Source organism: Ancylomarina sp. (assembly GCF_041555295.1).
In the GTDB taxonomy this organism is placed as follows: Bacteria; Bacteroidota; Bacteroidia; order Bacteroidales; family Marinifilaceae; genus Ancylomarina.
On sequence record NZ_JBFFKR010000096.1, the window covers coordinates 1 to 11790 of the forward strand.

Annotated in this window: 12 protein-coding genes and 1 pseudogene; 1 reads left to right on the plus strand and 12 read right to left on the minus strand. The window is 35.1% G+C overall.

Going from position 1 to position 11790, the window contains the following annotated elements:
* The 3 genes and pseudogenes from ABY905_RS08680 to prmC form a co-directional block, all read right to left on the minus strand.
* A pseudogene (locus ABY905_RS08680) lies at positions 1 to 204 on the minus strand (hypothetical protein); the annotation flags it as partial.
* Positions 205 to 274: 70 nt separating this feature from the next.
* Entirely contained in the window at positions 275 to 766 is a 492-nt protein-coding gene (locus tag ABY905_RS08685; protein WP_372642596.1) for a regulatory protein RecX, read from the minus strand.
* Positions 767 to 804: 38 nt separating this feature from the next.
* A complete protein-coding gene (prmC, locus tag ABY905_RS08690; RefSeq protein ID WP_372642598.1) occupies positions 805 to 1665 on the minus strand; it encodes a peptide chain release factor N(5)-glutamine methyltransferase in 861 nt (286 codons plus the stop codon).
* A gap of 74 nt (positions 1666 to 1739) precedes the next feature.
* Between prmC and cls the strand changes: the two genes are divergently transcribed.
* Positions 1740 to 3206: a cardiolipin synthase gene (gene cls / locus ABY905_RS08695; protein ID WP_372642600.1), complete on the plus strand. Its 1467-nt coding sequence runs from the start codon at positions 1740 to 1742 to the stop codon at positions 3204 to 3206.
* Here cls and ABY905_RS08700 read toward each other — a convergent pair.
* The 9 genes from ABY905_RS08700 to ABY905_RS08740 form a co-directional block, all read right to left on the minus strand.
* The gene (locus ABY905_RS08700; protein ID WP_372642602.1) at positions 3203 to 4069 is read right to left on the minus strand and encodes a carboxypeptidase-like regulatory domain-containing protein; all 867 of its coding nucleotides are present in this window, start codon (positions 4067 to 4069) and stop codon (positions 3203 to 3205) included. The two genes, cls and ABY905_RS08700, sit on opposite strands and share 4 nt — an antisense overlap.
* A 176-nt stretch (positions 4070 to 4245) precedes the next feature.
* Positions 4246 to 5238 carry a dihydroorotate dehydrogenase-like protein gene (locus ABY905_RS08705; protein ID WP_372642604.1) on the minus strand — a complete coding sequence of 331 codons (993 nt, stop codon included), beginning with the start codon at positions 5236 to 5238 and terminating at the stop codon, positions 4246 to 4248.
* A gap of 258 nt (positions 5239 to 5496) precedes the next feature.
* A complete protein-coding gene (gene atpC / locus ABY905_RS08710) occupies positions 5497 to 5733 on the minus strand; it encodes an ATP synthase F1 subunit epsilon (RefSeq protein ID WP_125029099.1) in 237 nt (78 codons plus the stop codon).
* Positions 5734 to 5745: 12 nt separating this feature from the next.
* Positions 5746 to 7257: a F0F1 ATP synthase subunit beta gene (atpD, locus tag ABY905_RS08715; RefSeq protein WP_372642606.1), complete on the minus strand. Its 1512-nt coding sequence runs from the start codon at positions 7255 to 7257 to the stop codon at positions 5746 to 5748.
* Positions 7258 to 7351: 94 nt separating this feature from the next.
* Positions 7352 to 8326 carry a polyprenyl synthetase family protein gene (locus ABY905_RS08720; RefSeq protein ID WP_372642608.1) on the minus strand — a complete coding sequence of 325 codons (975 nt, stop codon included), beginning with the start codon at positions 8324 to 8326 and terminating at the stop codon, positions 7352 to 7354.
* 148 nt (positions 8327 to 8474) lie between these two features.
* Positions 8475 to 9524 carry a tRNA preQ1(34) S-adenosylmethionine ribosyltransferase-isomerase QueA gene (gene queA, locus ABY905_RS08725; protein WP_372642610.1) on the minus strand — a complete coding sequence of 350 codons (1050 nt, stop codon included), beginning with the start codon at positions 9522 to 9524 and terminating at the stop codon, positions 8475 to 8477.
* A 189-nt stretch (positions 9525 to 9713) separates the two neighbouring features.
* Positions 9714 to 10418 (minus strand): tRNA pseudouridine(55) synthase TruB, encoded by a 705-nt coding sequence (gene truB, locus ABY905_RS08730; protein WP_372642612.1) that lies wholly within the window; start codon positions 10416 to 10418, stop codon positions 9714 to 9716.
* A gap of 148 nt (positions 10419 to 10566) precedes the next feature.
* On the minus strand, positions 10567 to 11355 hold the full coding sequence (locus ABY905_RS08735) for an undecaprenyl-diphosphate phosphatase (RefSeq protein ID WP_372642614.1): 789 nt from the start codon (positions 11353 to 11355) through the stop codon (positions 10567 to 10569).
* A 165-nt stretch (positions 11356 to 11520) separates the two neighbouring features.
* Positions 11521 to 11763: a DUF3098 domain-containing protein gene (locus ABY905_RS08740; protein WP_372642616.1), complete on the minus strand. Its 243-nt coding sequence runs from the start codon at positions 11761 to 11763 to the stop codon at positions 11521 to 11523.
* Positions 11764 to 11790 lie beyond the last annotated feature (27 nt).

The window sequence follows — 11790 nt, forward strand, 5'->3', positions numbered from 1 at the left end:
AGCTAAATCTTGCAGAGCTTTATTTTTAGCCAACTGCATATAATTATCCACATTTTTACTAACAACCGATACCCCAATATAATACCCCGAAGAAACCGGTCTATTCTTAACCCACTTTGGAGGACGACGACCTGCATAACTAGTACTTGAGAAAACGAGTATGATTAGCAATAGACAAAAAAGCTGGTGTATAAGTTTAATCATATTTTTTTATTTGGGTGAAATTTAAAGGTAAATATTCTTAACAAGAAACATACCTCCGATTGAACGATTATTAATCTTTATGTACTAGTTTTTCGATATATCTTAGAATTAAATTCGACTCAAAGCCTCTTGATTGAGCAAACCGATAAAGTTTAGCCTTTAATTTATATAGATCGTCTTCGCGAGTACTTCTCATTTTTGAAGCTAGAATTTCTTCTAAGTTTTCCTCATAAAGTTTCTCAGAAATACTATCAAAAGCTTCCATGATAATATATTCAGGTATTTGCTTTTGCTTAAGATGATGTGAGATTTTAATACGTCCCCATTTATTGAACTTGTATTTATCACGCACATAAAAACCCGTATAACGTATCTCATCAAGAAACTTATCATCTATCAAAGCTTGAATAATCTTATCCTGATCGTCGTAAGATAAGTTCCAATTCTCAAGTTTTTTTCTAATATCTGAACAACATTTTTCCTGTCGACTACAAATGAATTGCATCTTTGAAAGTGCTGAAGAATAACTAATTTCTTTGGCTTTTTTTTCTTCTGAATACATTATCGATAGCTATTTAATATTTTGAGAGTTCCTTAATATTACAATTCTGCAGAAGTCATTCGGTCTCTGCCATTTAAATCTTTCATTAATTGAACAGAAGAGAAACCAATAGACTCCTGTAATTCAATCATTTCCTGACCTAATGCTTCATTAATTTCGAAATAGAGTTTGCCACCCTTTTTCAAATGATCTTTTGCAAATTCGGCTATCCGTCTATAGAAAATAAGGGGATCATTATCAGCTACAAAAAGAGCCGTATGAGGTTCGTAAGAAAGTACATTATCTGCCATCAGTTTTTTCTCCGATTCCTTTACGTAAGGAGGATTACTCACTATAATATCAAAATCCTTATCCCAAGAGTAATCTTCCCACTTTAAAAAATCGCGATGATAAAAATCAACTTTAACTTGATTTAATTGTGCATTCGCCTTTGCTATTGCGATTGCCCCCTTAGAAACATCCACAGAACTAACATTCGCTCCCGTTATGTTATGAGCTAACACAATAGGAATGCAACCACTACCCGTTCCTACATCGAGAATCTTGGGACTTATAATTCTATTCTCATTAATTATAGCATGAACCAATTCCTCTGTTTCTTGTCTTGGAATCAAGGTATGTTCATTCACTTTAAATATTAGATCGTAGAATTCAGTCTCACCAATCACATACTGAATGGGTACTGAATTTTTCAAATCTCCCAAAGCTTTGCCAATCCTATCAAAAATATTTTGTTCAATTTTTTCATTCTTATTCAATTGAATCTCAATTTTTGAGTAATTTAGTAGGTGTTCGAGAAGAATATAGGTGACACTTTCAATTTCTCTTTGAGGATAAAGAGTTTTAAGCTCTTCTTTAAAAAGATCTTGAATAGATTTTATAGTATGATCTGAATTCATTTTGTTGGAATTTTAAGCAAATATACAAATCTTCTCAATATGCCTTTAGTTAATATTTTAGCCTAGAAAAACTTATGATTTTCAATTGGAATGACATATGGCTTTACCTTTTCGGATTGATAGGTATAATTTACACTCTAACAATCGTTTTTACGCTTATTGTCGTCATTCTTGAAAACCGAAGTCCACAAAAAACAATCTCATGGATTCTAGTTCTAATTCTTTTACCTATAATTGGTTTAGTGTCTTATTTGGTATTCGGTCAAAGCTATCGAAAACAAAAAATGTTTAACCTAAAAGAACTTGGTGACCTTAAATGGTTACAAACTTTAAGTCAGGATCAGAAGGGAAAACTTGAGATAAGTGAATATCTGAAAGATGAACGCATTCATGAGAAAAAGAATGTGATGACATTATTGCTAAACAACTCTAAAGCATTGCTTACCGGGCAAAATAAAGTTAAGATTCTTAATGATGGCGAAGAAACGTTTACTGAAATATACAAGTCTCTTCGTAAAGCTAAGGAACACATTCACTTGGAGTACTACATCATTGAAGATAGCGAGCTAGCAAGTGAACTACGCAAAATTCTTTTGGAAAGAGCTAAGGCAGGTGTTGAAATTAGAATTATTTACGATGCTGTTGGCAGTTGGAAACTTAGCCAGGAATATATTAATAGCTTGCGTGAAGTCGGAATTAAGGTTCATGCTTTTTTACCAGTTCGGTTCCCAATTCTAACTAGTCGAATTAATTATCGTAATCATAGAAAAATTATCGTAATAGATGGGAAGACTGCATTTGTAGGCGGTTTAAACTTTGCTGATCGCTATAAAAATGGGATTCCAGGTATCGGAATTTGGCGAGATACCCATTTAAAAATCGTAGGTGAAGCAGCTAGTAGTTTGCAAATTGTCTTTCTTATCGACTGGTATTTCGTACGTCAGGAAGTCCTTCTTGATGAGAAATACCGACCTAATTTCAAAGTGAATGAACACTGTCTGATACAAATTGTTTCTTCAGGAGCAGACTCCGATTGGGCAAGTATTTTACAAGCCTATTTTTCGGCGATTGCCTCTGCTAAACAAAATGTATACATATCTTCGCCATACTTCATGCCCAACGAAAGTATACTAATGGCACTAAAAACAGCTGCTATGAGTGGTGTAGATGTTAGAGTCATGATACCAAATGAATCAGACTCCACAATGACCTTTTACGGCACCCTATCTTACATTGAAGAATTATTGGAAGCGGGCGTAAAGATCTTCTTCTACAAAGCAGGTTTCAATCATAGTAAAATAATGATGGTAGATGGTATCATATCAACGGTTGGAACTGCTAATATGGATATCAGAAGTTTTGAACAGAACTTTGAAGTGAATGCCCTTGTTTACGATGAGAAGATCACATTGGAGCTTAGGGACCGTTTCTTAAAAGATCTTGAACAAAGCGATCAAATAGATTTAATAACTTGGCAAAAGCGCTCAAAGAGCCAAAAACTGAAAGAATCCATGGCTAGAATATTCGCGCCATTACTTTAATGCTTATTATCTGGACGCAGATGATTTTTAAGTGTTTTAGTACTATCCCCCATAGCATAGTCATATTCTCCGTCAACATATTCCAAAACAAAAGTATCGTATTGAGCTTTTATCCTTTGTTGAATATAGATATCTCTAGTTTGGTAGGTGAAATGTTCTCTTTCTGTAATATACACCATTAGAGCTTCAAGTCTACCCCCTTTCTCTTGCGTAATATCTTCAACTAATTGCTTATTGAATTTACTCTTTAAAATCTCAACTTTATACTCTCTTGATTTTAACTTAGCAACGAGCTCTCTTGATTTCTTCTCTCTACTTTTTCCATTAAAGCCAATACCAGCTCCAGCACCAAAGCCTTTTAACATTCCTGGTATTGGAACCTCTTTAGTACCATAAATAGATCTCAAATTTCCATAATCAAAATTAGCCGCAATATTCTCATCATTTGGCAACTCCATTTTTACAAAATTTTCCTTGAACTGCTCCCATGTTCCCAATGAGTAGATATCAACTTCCTGAAGCATAAAACTAACTCTATCAAGAGATACTTCTTGAAACGCAGATCCATTGGTAACTTCGCTTGTAACTGTAATGATTTTTTCAGCAAAACCCAAAGAAGATACTTTTAAGTTTTGAGTAGGCTTTACCGTAACCTTAAAGAATCCTAAACTATCACAAATAACACCCCAATAAGTATCGTCAAGCTTAATATGTGAAAAAGGAATTCCTTCCAGTGTTGACGCATCTACAACCTTTCCCGAGAGAATGAAGCTTTCATCATCCGCAGAATTCTGCGCATAAGAAATAAAAGGGCGCAGCACAAAAAGGCTTAAAAATATGAGGATAGAATAAATTGATTTCAAGGCTAGTTTTCTTTAATGATGCTTAAAGATATAATTTGAAAGACATAGATTACAAGCTTATTACATTTTTTAACAGAGATTAACCTCCTTTATTGTTCTCAGAATAACTAACAATAAGGTATAAAAAAACCGAATCAGATAATCTTGATTCGGTTTTTTATATGTTTATTTGAATATTACATCACAAAGTTTCTGAAGTGTTTCATAAACTGTACTCTTTCAAAAGCAGCTGGATCATTCGATTTATCCTGACTCAACTTGCCCTGAAAATCGCTCAAGTTTTCAAAACCCTGATCTTCCATCCAAGAGTAAATCTCCTTCGTTAAAGTATCGATATAGCCCGGTCCTTCCTTATAAATAATTGAAGCTAATTGCACGGCATCAGCACCCGCTAAAAGTTGCTTAATAATGCTTTCTGAAGAATGAATACCAGTAGTCGCAGCGATTGAGCACTTAACTCTATCGCGAAGGATACCAACCCATCTTAGTGTATTTTTGAAATCATCAGCTCCTGATAAAACCTGCCCTGTATTTAAGCTCAAATTATAGATGTCAATATCAGGGCTATAAAAACGATTAAACATGACAACTCCATCTGCTCCTGTATCGTCTAAAGTTTTAACCATATGAGCCAAGTTAGAATGATAAGGGCTTATTTTTAATGAAACTGGCAAAGCAACTTGTTCCTTTACGACTTTTAAAACCTCATAATAAATATTCTCATTCTCATCAACAGAACGATTCATATCAGTAGGTAAAACAAAGAAGTTAATTTCTAATGCATCAGCACCAGCCTTTTCAATTTCACGAGCCAAATAAGTCCATTTCTGTGAACTCACACAGTTTATACTTGCAATAATTGGAATAGAAACAGCAGCCTTAGCTTCTTTAATTAATCGTAGATACTTTCGAACAAGATCCTCTTCAGGCTCATTGCTCATATAATCAAATGTTTCAGGATAAATGTACGGGCGACTTGTCATATTCAACATTTGTTCATCCATTTCCATAACAATCTCTTCCTCAAAGATTGATTTTAGAACAACTGCTGCGGCACCGTTTTCTTCTAATTCTTTAATTTTTTCTACAGAATCAGTAAGACCTGAACTTGCTATAATAATTGGGTTTTTTAATTCAAGTCCTAGATAGGTTGTACTTAAGTTTGGCATAAGGTTTTGTTTTAGTAGATGTTTATTGTTTGGATTTTGTTTTTTTTTGATTGAGATTCATCTGCACATAATAAAACGATATGTAGATCTGAAAATCCCGATAAAACAAATTTAACTCAGATAGTCCTATAATTCAAATCGATAATCTTTATATAAATATAGTTAATCCAAATCAGTAATTCATTAACAAAAACATAGCCATACAAAAAGGCTTGCCGAAAAACGACAAGCCTTTAAAATATTATGAAACTTATTGGCTTAATCAGCCAAAACCGTTACGATATTCTTTTTACATTCAACGACTCCACCATCAACTTCGAACAATACTTCTTGTCCGTCAGAGGTCTTAATCTTGATCACTCCACGATCAAGAGTTGAGATTATTGGTGCGTGATTCTTTAAAATTTCAAAGGAACCACTAATCCCTGGTAATTGAATAAGATCAACTTCGCCCGAAAACATTTTTTTCTCAGGAGTTACAATTTCTAAAAGCATAAGATATTACAATTAGTTATTTGCTTCAGCTAATAATTTTTCGCCTTTCTCAATAGCTTCCTCAATATTACCTACAAGGTTAAACGCTGCCTCAGGATACTTATCAACCTCACCATTCATAATCATGTTGAAGCCTTTAATTGTTTCCTCAATTGGAACCAAACACCCTTTCAATCCAGTAAATTGCTCTGCTACGTGGAAAGGCTGAGATAGGAATCGTTGAACACGACGTGCGCGATGCACAACCAATTTATCTTCGTCAGAAAGCTCTTCCATTCCAAGAATTGCAATAATATCCTGAAGTTCCTTATAACGTTGAAGCAACTCTTTTACATTAGTTGCACAATCGTAGTGAGCATCACCTACAACGTCACGAGTAAGAATACGTGAAGTTGAATCAAGTGGATCTACCGCTGGGTAAATACCTAACTCAGCAATCTTACGATTCAATACAGTTGTTGCATCCAAGTGAGCAAATGTAGTTGCTGGTGCAGGGTCTGTCAAGTCATCGGCTGGCACATATACTGCTTGCACAGATGTAATAGATCCCCGCTTAGTCGACGTAATACGTTCCTGCATAACACCCATCTCAGTTGAAAGAGTTGGCTGATAACCTACCGCAGAAGGCATACGACCAAGAAGTGCTGAAACCTCAGAACCTGCTTGAGTAAAACGGAAGATATTATCAACAAAGAAAAGAATATCACGTCCGCCTGTTTTCTCATCACCATCACGTAAACTCTCAGCTACTGTCAATCCTGAAAGTGCAACACGAGCACGTGCTCCAGGAGGCTCATTCATCTGACCAAAAACCAAGGATACTTGTGACTGATCTAAAGCATCTTTATCAACCTTAGATAAATCCCATCCACCTTTTTCCATGTCTTTCTCAAACTCATCGCCATAGCGAATAACTCTTGATTCGATCATTTCACGAAGCAAGTCATTACCCTCACGAGTACGCTCACCTACTCCTGCAAATACAGACAGACCATCTTGCCCAATTGCAATATTATTAATTAGCTCTTGAATCAAAACCGTTTTTCCAACACCTGCTCCACCAAACAAACCAATCTTACCACCTTTTGCATAAGGCTCAATAAGGTCGATTACTTTAATTCCTGTGAAGAATACCTCTGATTCTGTCTTTAATTCATCAAACTTAGGTGGGGTTCTATGAATAGGATAGCCACCTTCTTTGTCTACTTGTCCAATACCATCAATGGTTTCACCCACAACATTCAATAGACGTCCTTTTATCTTATCACCTGCTGGCATAATAATAGGAGATCCGGTTGCTATAACATCCATTCCTCTTTTCAAGCCATCGGTCGAGTCCATCGCAATAGCACGAACGGTGTTTTCACCAATGTGCTGTTGACACTCCACAACTAAATTTTTACCATTTTCAATTATGACTTCTAATGAGTCGTAAATATCGGGAAGACCAGTGCCCTCCTTTTCGAAACTAACATCGATTACAGGACCGATTACCTGAACTATTTTGCCAATATTTTGTGACATTGCATTTGTTTTATTGGAACATTAATTATCGTGTGATGACAAATTTAGCATTTTTCCGCAAAAAGGATGAATTTATCTTATATTTTTAATAATCTTAAACGGAACGATTTATCAAGCGCTTTACAAGCAAACTTAAGTTTGCTTTTTTAAGCTCATCAACCTTTACAGATGCTAAATAATCCAGACATAATTCAAAATATTTATCGATTTCAATCTGTGCTAAATCACGTACCTTCAGACCTTCATAAATCGTTTTAACGGCAGCAATTTTTTCTTCTGGATTAAAATCTTCCAGACGAATCCATTTCTCAAGCGCAATTTTAGTTTCACCTTCGGCTAATTCCTGAGCTTTAATTAGCAAGAACGTTTTCTTGTTACAAAGAATATCGCCACCAATTTTCTTTCCAAAAACCGCTTCATCGCCAAAGGCATCCAACATGTCATCCTGTAACTGGAAAGCCATACCCAAATTCATTCCAAATTGATATAAAGCATCAGCATCATGTTCATCAGCATCGCCCATTATAGCACCCATTTTCAAGCTACCTCCAAGTAGAACGGCTGTTTTTAAACGAATCATATTCAAGTATTCCTCAACACGTACATCAGTTCTGTCTTCAAACTCCATATCGAATTGTTGTCCTTCACATACTTCAAGAGCTGTTTGATTAAAAACCTCCAAAACAGGACTCAAATGTTTGTTTTCACAACTCACTATAAACTGATAAGCTTTAATAGACATTGCATCACCTGATAGAATAGCTACATTTGAATTCCACTTTTCATGAACAGTTGCCATATTTCTTCTGATTGGCGCATGATCCATCACATCGTCATGAAGAAGAGTAAAATTATGGAAAACCTCAATCCCAATTGCGGGTAAGTAGATCTTTTCAAGGTCATTCTTATATAGATTCGCCGCCATTAAAACCAGTATGGGGCGTAGTCGTTTACCTCCTATTGAAAGAATATATTTCATTGGCTCAAAAAGGCCTTCAGGAGGAGTAGAAAACTCCAAAGCATCAATTCTGTTTTCGATTTGAGTTTGAAGTTCGTTGAAAGTGTACATGTAAGTTGAGTTATAATTCAATTTTTAGAATGCACTAAAATAGAAAAAAAATAAAAAGCATTTGCTTTCGTTTCTAAATTCTTAGAAACAAAAAACCACCCCATAAACTGGAGTGGTTCTTATTATTGTTGATATCTGGGAACATCTATCAGATAATTAAAATTGCATCACCATAAGTTCCAAAACGGTACTTCTCTTTAATTGCAATTTCGTAACATTCCATTATTTTATCATATCCGCCAAAGGCAGCAACCATCATCATCAATGTAGAGTATGGTAAGTGGAAGTTTGAAATCATAGCATCTGGAATACTGAATTCATGAGGAGGGAATAAAAATTTATTCGTCCATCCTTCGAAAGGCTTAAGGGTACCCATTGTTGAAACAGAACTCTCAAGCGTACGAACAGTAGTAGTTCCTACAGCACAAACTTTATGCTTACCCGCTTTGGCTTTATTTACAATCGAAACTGCTTCGTCGTTTATAAAGATTTGCTCAGAATCCATTCTATGCTTAGTCAAGTCTTCAACATCAACATCTCTAAAGTTACCTAATCCTACATGAAGTGTTACTTCTGCAAAATCGATACCTTTAATTTCAAGACGTTTCATTAGCTCGCGGCTAAAGTGCATACCAGCGGTTGGTGCAGCAACAGCTCCCTCGTGCTTAGCAAAAATTGTTTGAAAACGCTCAGCATCTTCAGCTTCAACTTCACGATTGATAAATTTTGGAAGAGGTGTTTCACCCAAAGCATACAAGGCAGCTTTAAATTCCTCGTAAGAACCATCGAATAAGAAACGAAGTGTTCTACCTCTTGATGTTGTATTATCAATTACCTCAGCAACTAACAAATCGTCATCGCCAAAATACAACTTATTCCCAATACGAATTTTACGTGCTGGATCAACTAAAACATCCCATAGTCTTTGTTCACGGTTTAACTCGCGCAACAAAAAGACTTCGATCTCAGCTCCTGTTTTTTCTTTATTACCGTATAAACGGGCAGGAAAAACCTTGGTATTATTAAATACCATAACATCTTTATCATCGAAATACTCGATAACATCTTTAAAAATACGGTGTTCAATCTCTCCGGTATCTTTGTGAAGTACCATCAATCGAGACTCATCACGATTGTAGGCAGGATGTAAAGCAATAAGTTCTTGAGGTAAAGTAAACTTAAACTTAGATAACTTCATAAGGCTGACTTTAGATATTTTTGATGATAGATATGAGTTCAAAAAAAGAACCCTAAATTATACGGACTGATAAGAATCAATTTGATTGCATAAGACAATCACACAAGATTTTCAACTCACATACAGCAAGTTAATACAAGTGCACTTTTTCTCAACAGTGAAAACTTTACGAAAATGGCTGCAAGATAGTTATAAATTCTCTAAATAACTTATAAAATCTTCTATTTCAAGTGCCTGACCTGTATTATATTCACCAATACGAGTCCGTTCCAGAGCAATCAAATGCGCACCACTGTTTAGTTGAATTCCAATATCGCGAGCCAGTGCTCTAATATATGTCCCCTTACTACAAACAACTCTAATCTTTAAAACATCATTTTTAAAGCTTAAAACTTCAATTTCATCAATCACAAGGATCTTCTCCTTGATTTCAACTTCTTGTCCTTTTCTTGCGTATTCATAAGCTCTTTTGCCATCAATCTTAATGGCAGAATAAGCTGGAGGACGTTGTCTGATCTCCCCTAAAAACACCTTTAAGGTTTCATCAACTGAGGCTCTATCAATATGTTCTGTTGGGTAGGTTTCATCAACTTCTGTTTCCAAATCGAATGATGGTGTGGTTGACCCCAATTTTAATGTTGCAATATATTCTTTTACCTGAGCCTGATACGTATCAATCTGCTTGGTGTATTTTCCTGTACAAACAATCATCAAACCAGTAGCTAAAGGATCCAGAGTTCCAGCATGACCAACCTTAATTTTTTTAAGATCGTACTTATGCTTTATCTTAAACTTAACCTTATTTACTAAATCAAAAGATGTCCATTTATATGGCTTATTTAAAAGAATGAATGAGCCAGTTTGAAAATTTTGATCTACTTCGAATTTAATCATGCTTTTATAAATATATTTTAAGCGATTTTCTAATTTAATAAATATCTCGCATTTATTCTAAAACTAAGCTCCTAGAATTTCAAAATCCTAAGAGCTTAACTATATGCTATTTGATCAGATACAATCTGACTTTTATTCTATTTATAATTTAGGATGCAAAAATGGCAATAAGACCGATAATAAGGCAATAAATTGCAAAATAAATTAGCTTCCCTTTTTTTACGATTTTAATCATCCAGCTACAAGCTAGTAAACCCGAAGCAAAAGCAGCGATAAAACCAACTATCAGAACTGAAGTATCGACACTGCCTGCCTGAGACACATCCGTTTTAAAAATGCTCAAAACATTTTCACCAATAATAGGTACTAAAACCATCAAGAATGAAAACTTTGCCACCTCTGCTTTTTTATTTCCTAAAAGTAAACCCACAGCGATTGTAGAACCCGAACGAGAAATACCCGGAAGCACTGCGCAAGTTTGTGCGACACCAATAATCAGAGCATCTCGAAAACTAATTTCTTTTTCCTTCTGTTTCGCATAGAATGTAAAAGCTAATAATGATGCTGTAAGAAGAAGCATAAAGCCAACTAACAACAAGATCTTATCCGTATTAAAAATCTCTTCGACTTGATCTTTAAAGAAAAGCCCAACAATAGCAATTGGAAGCATCGAAAAGGCAATTTTAGCCACATATTGAGTCGAATCATTCCATTTAAATTCGAACAAACCTTGAATTAAAGCCAAAATATCTTTACGGAAAACGATAAGTGTACTCAGAACTGTAGCACCATGAACCACAACAGTAAATCTCAGGTTGTCTTCAGCATTTACGCCCAAAAGAGCTTTCCCTATTTCCAGATGACCACTAGAACTTACTGGTAAAAATTCTGTTAATCCTTGCACCAATCCCAATATAAGGGCTTCTATCCAATCCATCTTTTCGTTTTAAATACAAAAGCCGATCAGTTATAACCTTCGGATTTTGTTCGTGTTATTATCGATATATTACTTTCTTTGTGATGCTACAGACTTATACAAAATGAAACCGCAACCAAACAAATGGATACGGTCGATTTCAAAAACCTTTAGCTTCAAAAAGATCTACTTTTCTTTTGGTCGCTTCATAATAGCGTAAATTTCGAATGCAAATCCAAAAAGAACAACCATAGGTGCTAGAGTAATTCTACGAAAACTAAAAATGTCTTCATCAAAAACGGTTGGATCTTCTGAACCTCCCCCCATCATCAGCATAAAACCAATAATAATTATAGCGAAACCAATAAGCAGAAGCTTGTAGTTCTCTTTTGCCAAAGCAAATTCAAGTTTTTTATCGTCCTTGTTCATATATAAAAAAGAGTTTAATCCTGTTTA